The sequence below is a fragment of the Microbacterium sp. 05N427 genome (assembly GCF_056397105.1).
Genome location: NZ_JBFTMT010000005.1, coordinates 165140 through 186062, shown reverse-complemented (window position 1 = coordinate 186062; position 20923 = coordinate 165140). Strand labels below are relative to the sequence as shown.

Genomic DNA, 20923 nt, shown 5'->3' with positions numbered 1-20923 from the left:
AAACTGGACGCCGTCGGACTAATGTCGTGCGCGGAACGCGTACATAGAGGTACGCTCGCCACACCTTGAAGACATCGACGTTTCGCAAGGGACGCTCGATGACCCGAATCGGAAGGCAATCACAAAATGATCCGAAAGAAAGTCGTCGCGGGGGTCGCAGCTGCAGCCGCACTACTGCTGCTCGCGGGCTGCGCGAATCAGGCCGGTGGCGCGTCGTCGACGACCGGCAGCAGCAGCAAGATCGACGTCCCCACCGTGTCGTCGGTCGACACCCCGAAGAACGCGGTTCTGCCCGCCGGTGACGGCAAGGCGACGTGCTCGAACCTCAACCTCGGCTACATCGGCGCCGAGACCGGCCCGAACGCCCAGCTCGGCATCAACATCGTCAACGGGGTGAAGCTCGCGATCGACCAGCACAACAAGGCGAACCCGGGCTGCCAGATCGGCCTCAAGGAGTTCGACACCGAGGGCGACCCGAACAAGGCCACCGGCCCTGTCACCCAGGCGGTCAGCGAGGCGGACATCGTCGGCGTCATCGGCCTGCCGTTCTCCGGCGAGTCGAAGGCCACGGGCAACATCTTCGAGCAGCAGGGGCTGGTGCACATCACCCCGTCCGCGACGAACCCCGGCCTGACCAAGAACGGCTGGACCACGTTCTTCCGCGGCCTCGGCAACGACTCGCAGCAAGGCCCGGCCGCCGCGAAGTTCGTCACCGACACCCTGAAGGCCAAGAAGGTCTACCTGGTGCAGGACGACTCCGACTACGGCATCGGCCTGGCCAACGCCACCGGCGAGGCCCTCGGCTCCGCCAAGACCGGCGGCGACAAGGTCACCACCGGCCAGAAGGACTTCTCGGCTGTGATCGCCAAGATCATGACCGCGAAGCCCGACGCCGTGTACTACGCCGGCTACTACGCTGAGGCCGCGCCGTTCGACCAGCAGCTGGTCGCCAAGGGCTACACCGGCGCCTTCGTCGGCCCCGATGGCGTGAAGGACGACCAGTTCATCAAGCTGGCCGGCGACGCGTCGAAGAACGCCTTCTTCACCTGCCCCTGCATCCCGGGCGAGCTGCTGAAGGACTTCGAGAGCCAGTACAAGGCGGCCTCGAACGCCGAGCCCGGCACGTACTCCATCGAGGGCTACGACGCGGCCACCGTGCTGCTGAGCGGCATCGACGCGGGCAAGGTCAGCCGCGCCGACCTCAAGGACTGGGTCAAGAACTACGACAAGGACGGTCTGAGCAAGCACTACAAGTGGGACTCCACAGGAGAGCTGCAGGCGCCCGCCGTGTACGGCTACAAGGTCGACAGCGGCAAGATCGCCTACATCGGTCCGATCGGTCAGTGACCGAAGGATCCCGCGGCACGGAGGTCCTCCGTGCCGCGGGATCCCCTGCCCCTGCTCTTTCCCGGCGCGACCGCGCGCCCTCTGTGGAAGCGAAAACTGAATGCTCGATCTCGTCGCTCAGTCCGTGGTGCACATGGACTCGTCCTGGATCAATTTCGATATCAACTCACTGCTCCAGAACTTCTGGAGCGCCACCTTCGACGGCCTCACCTTCGGTGCCGTCTATGGCCTGATCGCCGTCGGCTACACCCTCGTCTACGGCGTCCTGAGCCTGATCAACTTCGCCCATTCGGAAGTGTTCATCGTCGGCGCCTACGGCGTCGTGATCACCCTGACGATGCTCGGCTTCGGTCCCAGCGCCCCGACGATCGGACCAGCGGCGATCATCATGGATCTGCTGCTCGCGCTCGTGGTCGGCATGGTGTTCTCCGCGGGCACCGCGTTCATCGTCGAACGGGTCGCCTACAGACCGTTGCGTAAACGGAACGCGCCGCGACTGGCGTTCCTGATCACCGCGATCGGCGTCTCGTTCGCGATCCAGTACCTGATCTTCCTGCCGTTCATCGGCGGGGCGAACGCGCAGCCTGCGGTGACCATGTTCATCGCGACGCCGGTGTTCGATGTGTTCGGCACGATCATCACGAACCAGCAGATCATCATCGTCGTCTCGGCGGTGCTGCTGATGGTCGGTACGGACATGTTCATCCGCCGCAGCCGGACGGGACGCGGGATCCGCGCGGTGGCGCAGGATCCCGACACCGCGACTCTGATGGGCGTCTCGAAGGAGCGCACCATCGTGATCACGTTCATCATCGGCGGTCTGCTGGCCGGAGCCGCCGCGCTGTTCTACGTGATGCTGGTGCCCTCCGGCGTCATCTACAACGGCGGGTTCATCCTCGGCGTCAAGGCGTTCGCGGCCGCCGTCCTCGGCGGCATCGGCAACGTCCGTGGCGCGCTGCTCGGCGGCATCCTGCTGGGCGTCGTCGGCAACTACGGTCAGATCCTGCTCGGAGACGCGCAGTGGGCGGACGTCGTGGCCTTCGTGATCCTCGTCCTCGTCCTGCTGGTCCGACCGACCGGCATCCTGGGCACCACTCTCGGAAGGAGCAGGGCATGAGCACCTCATCCGACGGACCCCGCCCGCTGCCCACGGCGGAGTCGGCCCGCGAGACGATCGAGACCGAGACGGTCGCGACCGTACGCCGCGGACCGTTCCGCGGACTGCGCGAACGCTGGAACGCGCTGTCCCGCCCCGCGCAGTGGGGGTGGATGCTGATCGTCGTCGCGATCGCCTACGCGATGCCGTATCTGAACTTCTTCCCGATCAGTACGGCGCCAGGCAACGACTGGCCCCTCGCCCTGTTCGCCATGGCCGTGTACGCGCTCGTCGCGGTCGGCCTGAACGTCGTGGTCGGCTACACGGGCCTGCTCGACCTCGGGTACGTGGCCTTCTTCGCCGTCGGCTCGTACACGGCGGCGATGTTCACCAGCCCCGACTCGCCGTACCTGAAGATCCCATACCTGTGGACGCTTCCGCTGGCCATGGTGATCGCGATGGTCTTCGGAGTCGTGCTGGGCGTGCCCACGCTGCGTCTCCGTGGCGACTACCTGGCGATCGTGACGCTCGGATTCGGTGAGATCGTCCGGATCCTGGCGACCATCATCCCGGCGATGAAGGGTCAGGTCGGCTTCCAGAACGTCGGCCGCCCGCCGGGGGACGGGCCGAACGGGATCCCGATCTTCGCGAATTCGAACGGCACCCCGTGGTACTGGCTGACCGTGACGATCCTCATCATCATCCTGCTGCTGGCGGGCAACCTGGAGCGCTCGCGCGTCGGGCGCGCCCTGGTCGCGATCCGCGAGGACGAGGATGCGGCGGAGACCATGGGCGTCCCGACCTTCAAGTACAAGGTGTGGGCGTTCGCGATCGGCGCGAGCGTCGGGGGTCTCTCCGGTGCGCTCTTCGCCGGTCAGGTCGGCTTCGTCAACAACCAGAAGTTCGACGTGCAGACCTCGATCCTGTTCCTCGCGGCCGTCGTCCTCGGCGGCACGGGCAACAAGGTCGGCGCGATCCTGGGTGGTGCGATCGTGGCGTACATCCCGCTGCGGTTCACGGCCGTCGCCGACTACAAGTACCTGATCTTCGGCGTCGCCCTGGTGATCCTGATGATCTACCGCTCGCAGGGTCTCATCCCGGCGAAGATGCGGCTCATGGCATATTCGCGCAGGGCGATCGAATGGGTGGCGCCACCCAAGACACCGAGAGGTGCGGAACCGCCGGGAGCACCCATGCCGCGCACGGAAGGAGGAGCGTCGTGACCGACGAGAACGACAACAGGGCCGACGCGACTCCGGAGGAGCCCGTGACCGGCGCCGCATCCGCCGCGGAGGCGCTGCCCGAAGCCGGCGCAGAACCCGACATCGTGCCGGGCGAGGCCCCGCCGCTCGTCGAGGGTGCGGAGTCCGAGCGCGAGATCGAGGTCGCCGTCGGCGAGAGGCTCGTCGAAGTGAAGAACCTCACGATCAAGTTCGGCGGCCTCACCGCCCTCGACGACGTGACGTTCGACATCAGGCGCGGTGAGATCCTCGGTCTCATCGGACCGAACGGTGCGGGCAAGACGACGTGCTTCAACGCGATGACCGGCGTGTACCGCCCGACCAGCGGCGATGTGCTGCTGGAGGGGACGTCGGTGAAGGGCCGCAAGCAGCACCAGATCACGCGGATGGGCCTGGCGCGCACGTTCCAGAACATCCGGCTGTTCGGCGAGATGACGGCGCTCGAGAACGTGGTGGTGGGCCTCGACGCCCGGCACCGCACCTCGGTGCCGGGCGCGCTGATCCGCTCCCCGCGGCACATCCGCGAAGAGAGGAGCTCGGTCGACAGGGCGATGGCGCTCCTGGACTTCGTCGGCATCGCCCAGCACGCGCAGAAGCGCTCGAGGGATCTGTCCTACGGATCCCAGCGGCGCCTCGAGATCGCCCGCGCGCTCGCGACGGATCCGAAGCTGCTCTGCCTGGACGAGCCGGCCGCCGGCTTCAACCCGGCCGAGAAGGAGGATCTGATGGCGCTCATCCGATCCATCCGGGACGAGGGCTACACGGTGCTGCTCATCGAGCACGACATGAAGCTCGTGATGGGCGTCACCGACCGCATCGTGGTGCTGGAGTTCGGTCGCAAGATCGCCGACGACCTGCCTGCCGCCATCCGCAACGATCCGCGTGTGATCGCCGCCTACCTGGGAGTGCCCGAAGATGACGCTGCTTGAACTCAAGGACGTCGCGGTCCACTACGGAAGGATCAAGGCGATCCACGACATCTCCTTCTCGGTCGATGAGGGAGAGATCGTCACTCTGATTGGCGCGAACGGTGCGGGCAAGACGACGACGATGCGCACGATCTCGGGGCTGCTCCAGCCGTCGAGCGGATCCATCACGTTCGACGGCCAGGACATCACCAAGATGAAGGCGCACCTGCGGGTGGTCAAGGGCATCTCGCAGGCGCCGGAGGGTCGGGGGATCTTCCCCGGCATGACGGTGCTGGAGAACCTCGACATGGGCACGTTCGGACTGAAGAGCAAGTCGGGCGTCGCGGAGTCCTACGAGCGCGTGTTCTCGCTGTTCCCGCGGCTCGACGAGCGCAAGAAGCAGCTCGGCGGCACGATGTCCGGCGGCGAACAGCAGATGCTCGCGATCGGCCGTGCGCTGATGTCGCAGCCCCGTGTGCTGCTGCTGGACGAGCCCTCCATGGGACTCGCTCCGCAGTTTATCCGGCAGATCTTCAAGATCATCACGGAGATCAACGCGCAGGGCACGACCGTGCTGCTGGTGGAGCAGAACGCGAACCAGGCCCTCGCCAGAGCGCACCGCGCGTTCGTGCTCGAGACCGGGGCGATCACCCGCACCGGAACCGGCAAGGAGCTGCTCGCCGATCCGGCCGTGAAGGAGGCCTACCTCGGCGTGGGGTGAACCGTCCCTGAGCCTGTCGAAGGGCCTGCTCACACGAGAAGAACCGCGTCGTCCAGAGGGGGCGGCGCGGTTCTTCGTACGGGGCTCGTCAGTCCTTGCGGTAGCCGGAGCGGCCGAGCGAGAACAGCGCGCCGAAGCAGAGCACGGCGGCGCCGATCGTCATGAGGCCGATCAGCCAGGCCAGCGCTTCGGAGAGGAATGCACCATCGGTCATGCCGTACAGCCTACCGTCAGTGGCGCACGGCGAACTCGGGTAACATGGTGGGGTCCTCGGCGAGGGATGGCGCGCGTGCGCGCACATCCGTGATCGACGCGGCGAGCTCTGGCTCTCCTTCCGTCATGTCGAGACGACGCACTCAGACCACCGCGCAGCCCCTGTGCCGCGTGTGAACAAGGAGAACATCATGACTGAAGACAACAAGGTCGTCGCGGAGCTCCGCACCAGCTTCGGCAAGGGCTTCGCCCGTCGCCTCCGCGCCGCCGGCCAGATCCCCGCCGTCATCTACGGCCACGGCACCGACCCGGTGCACGTCGCCCTGCCCGGCCACCAGGTCGGCCTGCTCATCCGCCGCGCCAACGCGCTGCTCACCCTCGACATCGAGGGTCGTGCCGAGCTCGCCCTGGTCAAGGACGTGCAGAAGGACCCGGTGCACCAGATCATCGAGCACATCGACCTCCTGGTCGTGAAGAAGGGCGAGAAGGTCTCCATCGAGCTTCCCGTCGTCGTGGTGGGCGAGGCGTTCGCGGGCACCATCGTGCAGCTGGAGAACACCCACCTCGCCGTCGAGGCCGAGGCCACGCACATCCCGGAGAACGTCGAGGTCTCGGTCGAGGGTCTCGAGGACGGCGCGCACATCACCGCCGCCGACGTCAAGCTTCCCAAGGGCGTCACCCTGGCCGCCGACCCCGAGCTGCTCATCGTCGCCGTCTCGGCGCAGGCTGCGGCCGAGTCCGAGGACGAGACCGCTGAGGCCGCCTCGTCCGAGGGCGCCGCTGCGGAGTGATCCGCGGTTCGAATTTCTGACCGAGGGGGCGCGATCCGATCGCGCCCCCTTCGTCGTCCCAGGACGGGTTCCTGGCAGGCCGCGAATTCCGAGAGGATGGATCCATGGCGCAGACATGGCTGGTTGTCGGCCTCGGCAACCCGGGGGCGAAGTATGCGGCGACCCGGCACAACGTCGGGCAGATGGTCGTCGACGAGCTCGCGGCCCGTCGCGGGGAGACCTTCCGCGAGCACAAAGGCGGGGCCAGGGTCGTGGAGACCTGGGTGCGCCCGGGCGGCGACAAGCTCGTGCTCGCCAAGCCGAACAGCTTCATGAACGTCTCGGGAGCTCCGGTCGGCGCGCTCGCCCGGTTCTACTCGGTGGATCCGGACCGGATCGTGCTCGTGCACGATGAGCTCGACATCCCCTTCGACACGATCAAGCTCAAGGTCGGCGGGGGGCACGGCGGACACAATGGCATCCGAGACGTCGCGCGTGTGCTGACCACGCCCGATTTCCCGCGTGTGCGGGTGGGGATCGGCCGCCCTCCGGGGCGTCAGGATCCGGCCGACTGGGTGCTCTCCCCGTTCGGCGCGACCGAGCGTCCGAACCTCCCGATCCTCATCTCGGACGCGGCGGACGCCGTGGAGCTGCTGGTCGAGGACGGACTGCTCGCGGCGCAGCAGAAGCATCACGCGCCGCGGTGACCGGCGCCTGTCCTTCTTCGCCGGCGGGATCCGCGCGGTGTTTCGCGCGCAAGCCTTGTTTCGCGGGTCAGCGCTGTGTCGCCGCGAGACCCAGCGCGATGATGAAGGCGATGTAGCCCACGAGCGCGTAGACGAACGGTCCGAGCGCGGCGATGATGACGGCGGCGATGCCGGGCCCGCGTCCGCGCCGCTTGGCGATCGCGACGATGCCCTGCACGAGTGCCCAGATCCCGAGCGCGGTCGCCGTCCACGACGTGATCTCGACCCACAGCACGAGGTCGCGCACGGGGGTGAGGATGGACAGGTCGTCCGAGGAGACCCTGTTCTCGAGGTTCGTGAGGTCGGTCGAGGAGCCGATGCCATGGCCGACCTGCCAGGCCAGCACGGCGCCCACGATCGTGAGCACCACGGTGGCGAGGAGTGCGAGCAGCAGCGCCATACGGCCGAGCCCGGAGCCGCCTGCCGGCGGGGCCGTCGGGGCGTACGGGGTGGTGTAGCCGCCCGCGGGGCCGGAGAAGGCTCCGGGCGGTGCCTGGTAGACGGGCGCACCGGGCTGCTGCTGGTATCCGGGCGGAGCGACCGACGGCGCCGGATATCCCGGCGCGGTGGGCGGCGGAACGGGGCTGGACTGTTGCGGATCGGTCACGCGTTCATCCTAGGCTCGGCGGACGACGTGCGGTGAAGCGGCGTGCGGGGAGCGGCGCGGGTGGGCGGCGGCTGGTGCATGGCGTGCGTGAGGAGGATTGTTTTGTCCTCCACAGGTGGCGTTGCGGAGAGGTTCTGCACAGTTCGGAAACTCCGTCTGATCTGGGAGTTCGAATGTCGGTGTCCCCGGGTTGAATAAAGGCATGACATCTACCCCGACCGAGCTCCTGCGGCAGGTGGACAGCCTCCTGTCGGAGCTGTGCGCGTCGGTCGAGATGGGTGCCGGGTTGGACAGGGCCGACGCGGCAGATCTGTTGTCGGCGATGACCGCGGGCGGATCCGTGCGGCGCCGGTTGGATGCGGTGCTGACGGTAGTGACCGGGCAGGTCGCGGACCGGGATCGGCGTCTCGCTGAGGAGCGGGTGTCGCCCGCGGTGGGGTGCCGGGACGTGACCGAGCTGCTGCGGCGGGCGCTGCGGGTCGATGCGGGCACGGCACGGAGGTTCGTGCTCGCGGCGCGGGCCACGCATCGGGAGATGATCCTGTCCCGCGGTGAGCTCGGCCCGGCCGCGTACCCGGAGTTGGCTCGAGCGTTGCGTGAGGGGGTCGTCTCGGTGCCGGGGCTGCTTGCCGCGATCGGCCCGGTGGAACGGTCCGGCAACCGGATCGGTCCCGACGAGCGGGACGCGGTCGATGCTCTCCTCGCGGGCACCGCACGGGGTGAAGATCTGCCCGACGAGCACGGGCGCCCCGGGCCCGCCCCGTCCACAGACGAACTGGCCGACCTCTCCCGCGCCCTGATGCTGCGGCTCGATCCGGACGGTGCGGAGCCCGAGGATCGGGCCGGGGAACGCAACCGGTCGCTGCGGATCGGCGCCCTCCGGGATGGCCTGCACCCGGTCTCCGGCGGGCTGCTGCCCGAGGTCGCCGCCCAGTTGCAGCGGCTCTTCGACGCTGTGGGCAATCCGGCCGCAGACGACGCGCCTCCGGTCACCGCGAGCGGGGTCACCTTCGCACCCGCAGACGGTGGAGCGCGCGCTGGGGCTGGCGACGGCGATGAGGCTGCGGATCCGGCGGATGGTGCGGATCGTGTAGCGGATCCGGCGAACACGGCGGATCCTGCAGCGCTTCCGGATCCGGCGGATGAGCGCACACCGGCGCAGAAGCGTCACGACGCGCTCGCGATGATCCTGAACGTCGCCGCCGCGTCCGGCGGATTCCCCGAGCTCGGCGGTGCCGCACCGACCCTGGTCGTGTCCGTCACCGCGGACGACTACGCCTCCGGTCGCGGGCGGGCGTTCCTGGAGGGCAGCCACGACGACGTGCCGCTCACCGTCGCGCGGCACACGGCCTGTGCGGGCGGGATCCAACGGGTCCTGTTCGACGAACACGGGCAGATCGTCTCGATCGGCACCACCGCCCGCATCTTCAACGCCGTCCAACGCCGCGCGATCATCCTCCGCGACCGAGAATGCCTGATCCCCGGCTGCCACGTGCCCGCAACCTGGTGCGAGATCCACCACGTCACCGAATGGGCCGACGGCGGACCCACCCACACCAGCAACGGCGTCGCCCTCTGCTGGCACCACCACCGCACCCTCGACACCTCCGGATCGCAGATCCGGATGAACCACGGCGTCCCCGAAATCCACGGACCCCACTGGTGGGACCCCCACAGCACCTGGCACCGCCCCCGCACCCGAGGCGGCGACCCCCGACGAACCCGCCACGCTCTCACCGGAACCCTCGCACCACCCGGCTGAGCTCCGCGGTAGGCCGCGGCGTCCGATGACGATGGGCGACGGGCCCGCGTTGCTCGACCCCACCCGGGCGCCGTGTCGGCGGTGGCGCATAGACTCTTCCGGTGACTGTGCAGGGGATCATCCGCGCTCTGGAAGAGGAGGCGTCCGGTTTCAGGGACGCCCTGAGCTGGGCGCAGACCGACGCCGACCTGCTGGCGAGCGCCGGAATGGACGCGCCCATGCTCGCGGGGCTCCTGGAGCGCCGGTCCGCGGCGGGGAGGCCCGCGGCGCTGCTCGTCATCGCTCCGACCGGACGGCGCGCCGAGTCGCTCGCCGCCGCACTCGGCTCCTACCGTCCCGATGCGGAGATCCTGTCCTTCCCCGCGTGGGAGACGCTCCCGCACGAGCGGCTCAGCCCCAGCCCCGACACCGTCGGACGGCGTCTCGAGGTGCTGCGCCGGATGCGGGTCTGGTCGGGGGAGCGGCCGCTCGTCGTCGTCGCCTCGGTGCGTGCGGCGCTCCAGCCCGTCGCCGCCGGGCTCGGTGACGTCGAGCCGCTCGAGCTCACGGTCGGGGGCCGCGGGTACGACCTCGACGGTGTGGCGGCCTCGCTCGTCGAACGCGCGTATTCCCGGGTCGACATGGTCTCCCGCCGTGGGGAGTTCGCCGTGCGCGGCGGCATCCTCGATGTCTTCCCGCCCACCGCCGAGCACCCCTCCCGGGTCGAGTTCTTCGGCGACGAGGTGGATCAGATCCGCCTCTTCTCCGTCGCGGATCAGCGCTCTCTTCCGGCCGCGCCCTCCGGGGTCTCACTGCCGGCCAGCCGCGAGCTGCTGCTGACCGCCGAGGTCAGAGAGCGCGCCGGCGCCCTCGTCGACGCCTTCCCCGGTATCGCCGGCATGCTCCAGAAGATGGCGGAGGGGATCCCGGTCGAGGGCATGGAGTCGCTCCTGCCCGTCGTCGCGGGCCCTGTCGTGCCGCTGACGGACTACCTCCCCGAGAACGCCGCCGTCGCGCTCGTGGATCCGGAGCGTTCCGGCGCCCGCGCGGCGAGCCTCGGCGAGACGAACCGCGAGTTCCTCGACGCCGCGTGGAGCGCTGCGACCGCCGGCGCCTCGGCGCCGATCGACCTGCAGACCGGCGATTTCCTCTCGGTCGCAGAGCTGCGGACGGCCGTGCACGAGCGGGGCGGAGTGTGGTGGCGGCTGAGCGCCTTCGACGCCGGCTCCGAGGACGCGGCGTACGACCAGGGGGCCGATGGCGTGAGCGCCGCGCCCATCCCGTCGTTCCACGGCAACGTCGACGGCGCGATCGAGTTCACCGCTGGCCGCGTCGCCGAGGGGTGGCGGGTCGTGCTCGTCGCATCGGGACCCGGTCTCGTCGATCGCGCTCGCGACGTGCTCGCCGACCGCGGTGTGGCGGCCCGGGTGGTCGACGGCCTTCCTGACGTGCCCGACGCCGGAGTCGCGACGCTCGTCACGGGCGCCATCGAATCGGGCTTCCAGATCACCGCCGCGAAGATCGCGGTGCTGACCGAGAACGAGTTCTACGGTCGCACGATCGGCGGCGACACCCGCGTCGTGAAGAAGCTCGCCTCGCGGCGCAAGAACGTCGTGGATCCGATGCAGCTGAAGGCGGGCGACTTCGTCGTGCATCAGACGCACGGCATCGCGCGCTTCGTGGAGATGACCCAGCGCGAGGTTTCCTCGGGCGGACGGAACGCCGTGAAGACGACCCGGGACTACCTGCTGCTCGAGTACGCCCCGGCCAAGCGCGGCTACCCGGGCGACAAGCTGTACGTGCCCACCGATCAGCTCGACCTGCTCTCGAAGTACGTCGGCGGCGAGGCGCCGACGCTGTCCAAGATGGGCGGCAGCGACTGGGCCGCCGCGAAGGGCAAGGCGCGCAAGGCCGTGCGCGACATCGCGGTCGAGCTCGTGAAGCTGTACTCGGCGAGGATGGCGGCGAAGGGCTACGCCTTCGGGAAGGACACGCCCTGGCAGCGCGAGCTGGAGGAGGCCTTCCCGTTCGCGGAGACCCCGGATCAGCTGCAGACCATCGACGAGATCAAGGCCGACATGGAGCGGCCCATCCCGATGGACCGGCTGCTCTCCGGTGATGTGGGCTTCGGCAAGACCGAGGTCGCCGTCCGGGCCGCGTTCAAGGCGATCCAGGACGGCAAGCAGGTCGCCATGCTCGTGCCGACGACCCTGCTCGTCAAGCAGCACATCGAGACGTTCACGGAGCGCTTCGCGGGCTTCCCGGTCAAGGTGCGACCGCTCTCGCGCTTCCAGACGGACAAGGAGGCCCGGCTCACGCTCGACGGCCTGCTGGAGGGATCCGTCGACATGGTGATCGGCACCCACCGGATCCTCACCGATCAGGTCATGTTCAAGGATCTGGGCCTCATGATCGTCGACGAGGAGCAGCGCTTCGGCGTCGAGCACAAGGACGCGCTCAAGAAGATGAAGACCAACGTCGACATCCTCGCCATGAGCGCCACTCCGATCCCGCGCACGCTCGAGATGGCGGTCACCGGCATCCGCGAGATGTCGACCCTGCAGACCCCGCCGGAGGACCGGCATCCGATCCTCTCGTTCGTCGGGCCGAAGAGCGACAAGCAGGTCGCCGCGGCGATCCGCCGCGAGATCCTCCGCGAGGGGCAGATCTTCTACGTGCACAACCGCGTGCAATCGATCCAGCGCGTCGCGAGCGAGCTCGCCGAGCTCGTGCCGGAGGCGCGGATCGCCGTCGCGCACGGCCAGATGGGCGAGCACCAGCTCGAGCAGGTCGTCGACGACTTCTGGGAGCGCAAGTTCGATGTGCTGGTCTCGACGACCATCATCGAGACCGGCCTTGACATCTCGAACGCCAACACGATCATCATCGACCGTGCCGACCGCTACGGCCTGAGCCAGCTGCACCAGCTGCGCGGGCGCGTGGGGCGCGGCAGGGAGCGCGCCTATGCGTACTTCCTCTACGACGAGATGAAGCCGCTGAGCGAGACGGCGGCCGACCGGCTGCAGACGATTGCGGTGAACAACGACCTCGGATCCGGCATGCAGGTCGCTCTCAAGGACCTCGAGCTGCGCGGCGCCGGCAACCTTCTGGGCGCGGAGCAGGCCGGCCACATCGCCGGCGTCGGCTTCGACCTGTACCTGCGCATGATCGGCGAGGCCGTCGCGACGTTCCGCGGCGAGGAGACCGAGACCGGTGCCGAGCTGCGTCTCGAGCTGCCCGTGGACGCGAGGATCCCCGACTCCTACATCGACAGCGAGCGGCTGCGCCTGGAGGCCTATCAGAAGCTGTCCAGCGCGGCGACCGCGACCGCGACCGACGATGCGATCGACCGCGTGGTGGAGGAGCTCACGGACCGGTACGGCGCACCGCCGGCCGAGGTGGAGGGCCTCGTCGCGATCGCCCGGCTGCGGCGTCGTGCCGCGCGCGCCGGCCTCACCGACGTGGTGGCGATGGGGTCGAACCTCCGGGTCGCTCCCGCTCGGTTCGAGGACTCGATGAAGGTGCGCCTGCAGCGTCTGTATCCGCAGGCCAAGCTCGTCGGCGGGGGCGAGGCGGTCGTGGTGCCGATGCCCGGCGCCGATCGGGCCGAACCTCTCGAGTGGGTGAGCCAGCTGCTGACGGCGCTGTTCCCCGAGCCGGCCCCCGCGGCGCCCGTCGCCGCGGCCGCATCGACGGGCGCCGCCGGATGAGCGTCGAAGAGCCGCGGTGGCGCTGGCTCTCCACGCGCGAGGTGCACCGCGGGCGCGTGCGGATCGACGCCGACGAGGTCGAGCTCCCCGACGGCGCGCGCACGGTATACGAGGTCGATCGCAGCGCGCCGTACTCCGTGGCCGTACTCGTGGTGCTCGGAGGCGACGTCGTGCTGGCGCGGCAGTACCGCTACCCGATCGACCGCTGGATCCTCGATCTGCCCGGCGGCGCGGGGACGTCGACCGAGTCGCCCGAGGCCGCGGCCCGGCGCGAACTCGAGGAGGAGCTGGGGCTCATCGCCGACGAGCTCACGCCGCTGCACGTCTTCGCGATGAACCCCGGGCGCAGCGTCTGGAAGACGCACCTATTCTTCGCCACGGCGGTGCGGCGCGGGCATGCCGCGACGGACGATGCGGCGGAGCAGGTGCGCAGCGTGCGCATGCCGCTCGCGGAGCTCGACCGCCTCCTCGCCGAGGGCGAGATCCTGGACCCCGCGCTGCTCGTGGCGCGCACGATGGCCGCCGCGAAGGGCTTGCTGCCGCCCGTCGGGGGCTGACGACTCAGCGTCCAGCCTTTAGCGCACCGTGGCGCGCGGGTCAACGGGGTGGACCGGGCGGATCCCTCAGCGCACGCTGGAGCCATGTGGACCCTTCTGATCATCCTGCTCATCGTGTGGCTGGGGCTCTCGATCCTCGGCTTCGTCGTCAAGGGCCTGGTCTGGTTGGCCGTCCTGGGGATCGTGCTGTTCCTCGCGACGCTCGTGGTCGGCCTGATCCGCGGCAACCGCGGCAGGAGCTGACGACCGCCGCTAGTCTGGCGGCATGATCTACGAGCACCTCGGGGCTCGGCCCCGCATCCACGACACCGCGGTCGTGGCACCGTCGGCCGTGATCTCCGGCGACGTCACCATCGGGGAGAACTGCCAAGTGCTGCACGGCGCCGTGATCACGGCGGAGGGCGGCCCGATCACGCTCGGCGAGCACGTGATCGTGATGGAGAACGCGCTCATCCGCGCCACCGCGGCGAACCCCGTGCACATCGGCGACCACGTGCTGGTGGGGCCGATGGCGAGCATCTCGGGGGCGACGATCGCGGAGGAGGTCTTCCTCGCCACGGGCACCCGGATCTTCAACGGCGCCGTGATCGGGGAACGCAGCGAGGTGCGCATCAACGCCGTCGTGCATCTGCGCACGACCCTGCCGCCCGAGACCGTCGTGCCGATCGGCTGGGTCGCGGTCGGCGACCCCGTACGCATACTCTCGCCCGAGCGGCATGAGGAGATCTGGGAGGCGCAGCACGAGCTCGACTTCCCCGGCTACGTCTTCGGCGTCGACCGCTCGACCCCCGACCTCATGGTCCAGCTCACGGAGCGCTACGCGCGCTCGCTTGCGCGCCACGCCGACGACCACGCGCTCTGACCCCCCCCGATCCCTGCTCCCGCTCCGAACGAAGGAATCGCCGTGCAAGAACACACAGGGGGACTCGTGCGCCCCGACGTCACTACATCCGACGCCATCCTCATCGCACACGAGCTCTGGGGCATCGTCGTCACGGCGTCCGAGCTCGGCAGCAATCAGGACCGCAACTTCCTCCTGACCGAGTCCGACGGAACCCGCAGTGTGCTCCGGATCGACAACCCCGCCTTCCCTGACAGCGCCAGGGACGCTCAGCACGCCGCCCTCGACGCGTACCGCGCCGCCGGCGTGCAGGTGCCCGCGGCGCTGCCGGGTCTGGATGGCGCCCTGACGCAGCGCTGGCGCGGCTTCGCGGTACGACGCAGCGCCTTCGCCGAGGGCGAGGCGATGGTCGATGCCGGCTACTTCGCGCCGGTCGTGCTGCGGGAGTTCGGATCCCTCGCCGCTGCCTCCGTGAACGCGCTCGCCGCGCTGGATCACCCGGGTCTTGACCGTCCGCAGATGTGGGACATGCGCGTGGCGGCGGACGAGGCGCGCGGGCTGCTGCCCTCGATTGCGGACCCGGCGCTGCAGCGGAGGGTGTCCGCAGCGATCGCCGAGGCGGGTCGAGTGCTGCGGGACGTCGCCGGGGAACTCCCCGTGCAGCCGATCCACGGCGACCTCACGGACGACAACGTCATGGGCGTGCGCGGCGCGGACTCCCGGCTGCACCCCCGCACCGTGCTCGACCTCGGCGATCTCGCCCTGGGCTGGCGCGTGGCCGAGCTCGCCGTGTGCGCGTCGTCGATGCTGCATCATGAGCCGGAGCGCCCGCTGCGCGTGCTCGAGACCATCGCCGCCTTCCACGCCGAAGCGCCGTTGAGCGAGGCGGAGGCGCGTGCGGTCTGGCCGCTCATCGCGCTGCGCGCCGGGCTTCTCGTCGCGAGCGGCTGGCGGCAGTTGGAGATCGACGGTGACAACGCCTACGCCAGGGAGCGGATCGCGGGGGAGCAGGCGATCTTCGACGCCGCGACCGCCGTGCCGCTCGTCGAGGCTGTCGAGCAGGTGCTCGCGGTGCTGGACTTCCCGCCCGAGCTGGCGCAGCCTTCTGCGGTGCAGGGCGCGGCTCCGCTGCTGTCTCTCCTGCCCGAGCTCGGTGGCGAGGTCGTCGTCCTGGATCCGGGTACGGAGTCCGAGGCGCTCGCGTCGGGCGCCTGGCTCGCGCCCGACGCGGAGGATGCGCTCATCCGCGGCGCCCTCGCAGAGGGGGCCGCGGCCGCGGTCATGCCCTACGGCGTGTACCGGCTCACGCGGACGACGCTCGACACGACGGATGCGGCCGCGACCTGGCCGATCGGCACTGCGATCCATCTGCCCGCCGGCCCCCGGCTGGCGCTCGCGGCCCCGGTCGACGGCGAGATCATGGCATCACCGGACGGGATCACTCTGATCACGACGGCGGACGGCTGGCGGTGCGAGATCCGCGGCGCGCAGTCGTCGTCGGAGAACGGCGCCGAGGTGGCGCACGGGGACCGCATCGGGTGGGTTCCGGAGAGCGCAGGGCGGCGCACTCTGGTCGTCACGGTCATCGCGGACGGCACGGATGCGCTCGTGGGCGAGGCCGACGACGCACCCCTCGTGGAGTCCGACCGCGTCCCGACCTGGCGCCGGCTCTCGACCGATCCGGCAGGGATCCTCGGACTGCCAGCGCTGAGCCAGTCCGACGATGCGGCGGACGAGCTCGCACGGCGGGCCCGCATCTTCGCGAGCGCCCAGGAACGCTACTACGAACGCCCTCCGCAGATCGAGCGGGGCTGGCGGCACCACCTGGTGGACACCACGGGCCGGGCGTACGTCGACATGGTCAACAACGTGACAGGGCTCGGGCACGGGCACCCGCGCGTCGCCGACGCGGTGAACCGGCAGATCCGCATCCTGAACACCAATTCCCGGTTCCTGTACCGCGAGCTCGCGGAGTACAGCGAGCGGCTTCTCGCGCTGCTGCCCGAGGGCAGCGGGCTGGACACGGTGCTGCTCGTGAACAGCGGATCCGAGGCGGTCGATCTCGCACTCCGGCTCGCGCAGGCGGCCACCGGGCGCAGGACGCTCGTCTCCCTGCGCGAGGCGTACCACGGCTGGACCATGGCGAGCGATGCCGTCACCACGAGCGCCTACGACAACCCCGACGCCCTGGCCACGCGCCCGGACTGGGTGCACGTGGCCGATGTCCCCAACCGCTTCCGCGGCACCTATCGCGGTGAGGGGACGGGACCGCGGTACGCCGCCGATCTGGGAGCCGATCTCGACCGACTCGCCGCCGAGGGGCGTCCGGTGGCGGGCTTCATCTGCGAGTCGGTGCTCGGGAACGCCGGTGGCGTGATGCTGCCCGATGGGTACCTGGCGGAGGCCTATGCGCGCGTGCGCGCCGCCGGCGGGCTGTGCATCGCCGACGAGGTGCAGGTCGGATTCGGACGGATGGGTTCCTCGTTCTGGGGCTTCGAGCAGTCCGGCGTCGTGCCGGACATCATCACGATCGCGAAGCCGATGGGAAACGGATACCCGATCGGCGGGGTGATCACATCGCAGCGCGTGGCCGACGCGCTCGCCGCGCAGGGGCAGTTCTTCTCATCCGCAGGCGGGAACCCGCTCAGCTGCCGGGTCGGCCTCGCGGTGCTCGACGCGATGGCGGAGGAGGGCCTGCAGGAGAACGCCAGGATCGTAGGAGCGCGTCTGGCCGAAGGCTTCCGCGCGCTCGCCGCACGTCATCCGCTGATCGGTCCTGTGCACGGCGAGGGGCTGTACCTCGGCGTGGAGCTGGTCCGCGATCGGGAGAGCATGGAACCGGCGGCCGCCGAGGCCGCGGCGATCTGCGAACGGCTCCGCGAGCTGGGCGTGATCGTGCAGACCACCTCGGAACGCTCCAACGTGCTGAAGATCAAGCCGCCGCTGTGCCTGACGGCGCAGAGCGCCGACCTGGTCCTCGCGGCGGTGGACCGAGCGCTCACCGGGGGCTGGTGAGGGGACGGCCTCCACGCGGAAGCCGTCCCCTCACCTCGCTCCGATGATCTCCGACCCCGCGTCACGCCTGCTGGGTGGGCAGGATCACCACCTGGCGCAGGTTGACGTTGGCCGGGCGGGTCACCACGAAGTCCACGAGGTCGGCGATGTCATCGGCCGAGATCGCCTCGATCGCGTCGAACATCGAGGCGAGCTCTGCGCTCAGGCGCTCGTTGCCGATGTGCGTGCCGAGCTCGGTCTGGGTGAGTCCCGGTTCGATGTTCGTCACGCGCACGCCGTGGCGCGCCACCTCGGTGCGCTGCATGGCGGACAGAGCGGTCACCGCCGCCTTCGTCGCGGCGTACACCGCGTAGTCGGGGAACGTCACGTGAGCCGCGATCGAGGAGATGTTGACGATGTCCCGCGATCCGCGCCCTTCCGCCTCCAGCAGGTCGGGAAGCACGGCCCGGGTGACGCGGAGCAGCCCGCTGAGGTTCGTGTCGATCATGCGGTCCCACTCATCGGTGCGCCCGTCGGCGAGGGGATTGGGCAGCATCACGCCGGCGGAGTTGACCAGGACGTCGATCGGACCGAACTCGCGATGGATCCGCTCGACGGCGGCGGCGACCTCCGAGTCGGAGGTGATGTCCGCGGGGACGGCCAGGATCCGCCCTGCAGACGCGGAGTCGGCGGAGGCGGCCGCGAGGGCTGTGAGACGGTCCTCCCGGCGCCCGAGGGCCGCGACCGAGGCGCCGAGAGCGGCGAGATGCGCGGCGATCGCCGCGCCCATGCCGCTGCCGGCTCCGGTGACGAGGGCGATGCGTCCGGAAAGGGGGAGCGAGGGAGTGGAAGAAGTGTTCATGAGCACCAGCCTGCGCAGAGCGCCCGCCGGCGGGAACGTCCCGATGAACCTGGGTCTGTCAGGGCCACCTTCCGGGAGCGCGCAGCGGCGATACTGAGACCATGACATCGGAGATCGGCGAGTTCCTCCGCGCGAAGCGCGAACGGGTCGCGCCCGAGGAGCGCGGCCTGCCCGCCGGCGGCCAGCGACGCGTGCCGGGCCTGCGGCGCGAGGAGGTCGCGCTGCTGGCGGGGATCAGTCCCGACTACTACGTGCGTCTGGAGCAGGGGAGGGCACGGGCGGCATCCGACCAGGTGCTGGACGCGATCTCCCGTGTGCTGAGCCTGGACGATGTCGAGAGCGACCATCTCCGGGTGCTCGCCCGTCCCGCGGCCCCGCTCCGGGCGGCTCGACCGTCCGCCGCCCCCGCCGCCCGCCCCGGAGTGCGGGCGCTGCTCGACGCGATGCCGCAGGTGCCGGCGTTCGTGCTGGGACCCGCGATGGACGTGCTCGCCGTGAACCTGCTCGGCGAAGCGCTGATCGCGCTCCCCGAAGGGCCGCGCAACATGGCCCGCCATGTCTTCCTGGATCCGACCTCCCGCGCCTATTACCCCGAATGGGACAAGGTCGCCCGCGAGACGGCGGCGCATCTGCGCCGTATGGCGGGGCTGCTTCCGGATGCCAGGGAGATCGCCGCGCTGATCGGCGAACTCACGATCGGAAGCGACGAGTTCGTGCGCGCCTGGGCGCGGCAGGAGGTGGTCGTGAAGACTCACGGCAGCAAGCTCGTCGATCACCCCGAGGTCGGGCGCCTCTCGCTCGACTACGAGACGCTCGCCCTTCCCGACGAGCAGGCGCTCATGCTCGTGACGTACACGGCCGCCGACGAGAGGACGGCCGACGCGCTGCGGACGCTGGGATCCTGGGCGGCGAGTGGTACGGGGGTGGGCGCCGCCGAGCGCCCGCGCCTCGCCGACGATCTCGATCGCGCCCCCACGGCGGGGCACTGACCGCACCGACGCGCGAAGCGCCGGCCCGCTCGAGGGCGGACCGGCGCTTCAACGTTCAGGGCGCGGGATCAGATGACGCCCTGCGCGAGCATGGCGTTCGCGACCCGCTCGAAGCCGGCGATGTTCGCCCCGGCGACGTAGTCGCCCGGAACGCCGTAGCGCTCGGCGGCCTCGAACGCCGCGTGGTGGATGTCGGCCATGATGTCGCGCAGCTTCTGCTCGCTGTCGTCGAAGCCCCAGCGCTGCCGCGCCGCGTTCTGACTCATCTCCAGCGCGGAGGTGGCCACGCCGCCGGCGTTCGCGGCCTTGCCGGGGGCGAACAGCACGCCCGCGTCCTGGAAGGCCGCGACGGCCTCGGGGGTGCTCGGCATGTTGGCGCCCTCGGAGACGGCGCGCACGTCGTTCGCGATCAGGGCCGCAGCGCCCTCGCCGTCCAGCTCGTTCTGCGTGGCGGAGGGAACCGCGATGTCCACGGGGACCTCCCAGACGGATCCGCCCTCGACGAAGCGCGCGCCGGGGCGGCGCTTCGCGTACTCGACGATGCGGCCGCGCTCGACCTCCTTGATCCGGCGCAGCAGGTCCACATCGATGCCGGCGTCGTCCACGACGTACCCGGAGGAGTCCGAGGCGGTCACGGCCACGGCGCCCAGCTGCGTGGCCTTCTGGATCGCGTAGATCGCGACGTTGCCGGATCCGGAGACCCCCACGCGCTTGCCATCGAGGGACTCGCCGTGCACGGCCAGCATCTCCTGGGCGAAGAACACCGCGCCGTAGCCGGTGGCCTCTGTGCGCACCTGCGCCCCGCCCCAGCCGATGCCCTTGCCCGTGAACATGCCGGACTCGTGGCGGTTGGTGATCTTACGGTACTGGCCGAACAGGTAGCCGATCTCGCGGCCGCCTACACCGATGTCTCCCGCGGGGACGTCGGTGTGCTCGCCGAGATGGCGGTACAGCTCGTTCATGAAGGACTGGCAGAACCGCATGATCTCGGCGTCGCTGCGGCCGTGCGGGTCGAAGTTCGAGCCGCCCTTGCCGCCGCCGATGCCCTGGCCGGTGAGCGCGTTCTTGAAGATCTGCTCGAAGCCGAGGAACTTGATGATCGAGATGTTCACCGAGGGGTGGAAGCGCAGACCGCCCTTGTACGGACCGAGCACGGAGGAGTACTGCACGCGGTAGCCGCGGTTCACCTGCAGCTTGCCGTTGTCGTCGACCCACGGCACCCGGAAGATCACCTGGCGCTCCGGCTCGACGAGGCGCTCCAGCACCCCCGCGTCGACGTATTCGGGGTGGCGCTCCAGGACGGGGCCGATCGAATGCAGCACTTCGTGCACGGCCTGGTGGAACTCCGGCTCGTTCGGGTTCAGCGCGCGGACGCCGTCGAAGACGGGCTGGGCGAGGTCGGAGAGCGGATGGAAGTCGACAGTGGTGGTCTGGGTCACGCGGGGGATGCTTTCTGACGAAGAGACAAGGGCGAGCGCTGTCGATCGTGTCGTGCGCGACGTGCCGGATGCGGCAGAGCTCTCACTCTAACCCGCACCACGGCGCGCCCTGCGCCGTGCGACGGCGGCAGCGAGAATGGC

18 protein-coding genes are annotated in these 20923 nt (G+C 69.9%); 14 read left to right on the top strand and 4 right to left on the bottom strand.

The window, feature by feature from the left end:
- Positions 1-126 precede the first annotated feature (126 nt).
- The 5 genes from AC1DG4_RS06610 to AC1DG4_RS06590 all read left to right on the top strand — a co-directional run bounded on the left by AC1DG4_RS06610 (position 127) and on the right by AC1DG4_RS06590 (position 5313).
- Positions 127-1347, top strand: coding sequence for a branched-chain amino acid ABC transporter substrate-binding protein (locus AC1DG4_RS06610; protein WP_477379644.1), 1221 nt, complete (start codon positions 127-129; stop codon positions 1345-1347).
- A gap of 100 nt (positions 1348-1447) precedes the next feature.
- Positions 1448-2464, top strand: a complete 1017-nt coding sequence (locus AC1DG4_RS06605) for a branched-chain amino acid ABC transporter permease (RefSeq protein ID WP_477379642.1) — start codon at positions 1448-1450, stop codon at positions 2462-2464.
- On the top strand, positions 2461-3666 hold the full coding sequence (locus tag AC1DG4_RS06600; RefSeq protein WP_477379640.1) for a branched-chain amino acid ABC transporter permease: 1206 nt from the start codon (positions 2461-2463) through the stop codon (positions 3664-3666). The genes AC1DG4_RS06605 and AC1DG4_RS06600 overlap by 4 nt, the downstream gene beginning before the upstream one ends.
- 44 nt (positions 3667-3710) lie before the next feature.
- The gene (locus AC1DG4_RS06595; protein WP_477380398.1) at positions 3711-4613 is read left to right on the top strand and encodes an ABC transporter ATP-binding protein; all 903 of its coding nucleotides are present in this window, start codon (positions 3711-3713) and stop codon (positions 4611-4613) included.
- Complete coding sequence (locus AC1DG4_RS06590) at positions 4600-5313, top strand: ABC transporter ATP-binding protein (RefSeq protein ID WP_477379638.1); 714 nt, start codon at positions 4600-4602, stop codon at positions 5311-5313. Before AC1DG4_RS06595 ends, AC1DG4_RS06590 begins: the two co-directional genes overlap by 14 nt.
- 88 nt (positions 5314-5401) lie before the next feature.
- Here the strand turns inward: AC1DG4_RS06590 and AC1DG4_RS06585 are convergent, their stop codons facing one another.
- Positions 5402-5527, bottom strand: a complete 126-nt coding sequence (locus AC1DG4_RS06585; RefSeq protein WP_477379636.1) for a hypothetical protein — start codon at positions 5525-5527, stop codon at positions 5402-5404.
- A 190-nt stretch (positions 5528-5717) separates the two neighbouring features.
- Here AC1DG4_RS06585 and AC1DG4_RS06580 point away from each other — a divergent pair, with 190 nt between their 5' ends.
- Positions 5718-6317 (top strand): 50S ribosomal protein L25/general stress protein Ctc, encoded by a 600-nt coding sequence (locus tag AC1DG4_RS06580; protein ID WP_477379635.1) that lies wholly within the window; start codon positions 5718-5720, stop codon positions 6315-6317.
- Between the two features lie 104 nt (positions 6318-6421).
- Entirely contained in the window at positions 6422-7003 is a 582-nt protein-coding gene (pth, locus tag AC1DG4_RS06575) for an aminoacyl-tRNA hydrolase (RefSeq protein ID WP_477379633.1), read from the top strand.
- A gap of 67 nt (positions 7004-7070) precedes the next feature.
- Here the strand turns inward: pth and AC1DG4_RS06570 are convergent, their stop codons facing one another.
- Positions 7071-7649, bottom strand: a complete 579-nt coding sequence (locus AC1DG4_RS06570) for a hypothetical protein (RefSeq protein WP_477379631.1) — start codon at positions 7647-7649, stop codon at positions 7071-7073.
- A 202-nt stretch (positions 7650-7851) separates the two neighbouring features.
- Between AC1DG4_RS06570 and AC1DG4_RS06565 the strand changes: the two genes are divergently transcribed.
- The 6 genes from AC1DG4_RS06565 (at position 7852) to AC1DG4_RS06540 (ending at position 17513) form a co-directional block, all read left to right on the top strand.
- Positions 7852-9411 (top strand): HNH endonuclease signature motif containing protein, encoded by a 1560-nt coding sequence (locus AC1DG4_RS06565; RefSeq protein WP_477379629.1) that lies wholly within the window; start codon positions 7852-7854, stop codon positions 9409-9411.
- Between the two features lie 101 nt (positions 9412-9512).
- Positions 9513-13100, top strand: coding sequence for a transcription-repair coupling factor (gene mfd, locus AC1DG4_RS06560; protein ID WP_477379627.1), 3588 nt, complete (start codon positions 9513-9515; stop codon positions 13098-13100).
- Positions 13097-13657, top strand: coding sequence for an NUDIX domain-containing protein (locus AC1DG4_RS06555; RefSeq protein WP_477379625.1), 561 nt, complete (start codon positions 13097-13099; stop codon positions 13655-13657). Before mfd ends, AC1DG4_RS06555 begins: the two co-directional genes overlap by 4 nt.
- A gap of 84 nt (positions 13658-13741) precedes the next feature.
- Positions 13742-13900 (top strand): hypothetical protein, encoded by a 159-nt coding sequence (locus AC1DG4_RS06550; protein ID WP_477379623.1) that lies wholly within the window; start codon positions 13742-13744, stop codon positions 13898-13900.
- Between the two features lie 22 nt (positions 13901-13922).
- The gene (locus tag AC1DG4_RS06545; RefSeq protein WP_292715730.1) at positions 13923-14519 is read left to right on the top strand and encodes a gamma carbonic anhydrase family protein; all 597 of its coding nucleotides are present in this window, start codon (positions 13923-13925) and stop codon (positions 14517-14519) included.
- 42 nt (positions 14520-14561) lie between these two features.
- A complete protein-coding gene (locus AC1DG4_RS06540; protein WP_477379621.1) occupies positions 14562-17513 on the top strand; it encodes an aminotransferase in 2952 nt (983 codons plus the stop codon).
- Between the two features lie 61 nt (positions 17514-17574).
- Here AC1DG4_RS06540 and AC1DG4_RS06535 read toward each other — a convergent pair whose 3' ends face one another.
- Positions 17575-18354, bottom strand: a complete 780-nt coding sequence (locus AC1DG4_RS06535; protein ID WP_477379619.1) for an SDR family oxidoreductase — start codon at positions 18352-18354, stop codon at positions 17575-17577.
- A gap of 101 nt (positions 18355-18455) precedes the next feature.
- Between AC1DG4_RS06535 and AC1DG4_RS06530 the strand changes: the two genes are divergently transcribed.
- Positions 18456-19343, top strand: coding sequence for a helix-turn-helix domain-containing protein (locus AC1DG4_RS06530; protein WP_477379617.1), 888 nt, complete (start codon positions 18456-18458; stop codon positions 19341-19343).
- A 68-nt stretch (positions 19344-19411) separates the two neighbouring features.
- On the opposite strand, the gene gdhA is transcribed toward AC1DG4_RS06530, so the two are convergent.
- Positions 19412-20782: an NADP-specific glutamate dehydrogenase gene (gene gdhA / locus AC1DG4_RS06525; RefSeq protein ID WP_477420509.1), complete on the bottom strand. Its 1371-nt coding sequence runs from the start codon at positions 20780-20782 to the stop codon at positions 19412-19414.
- Positions 20783-20923: the final 141 nt, after the last annotated feature.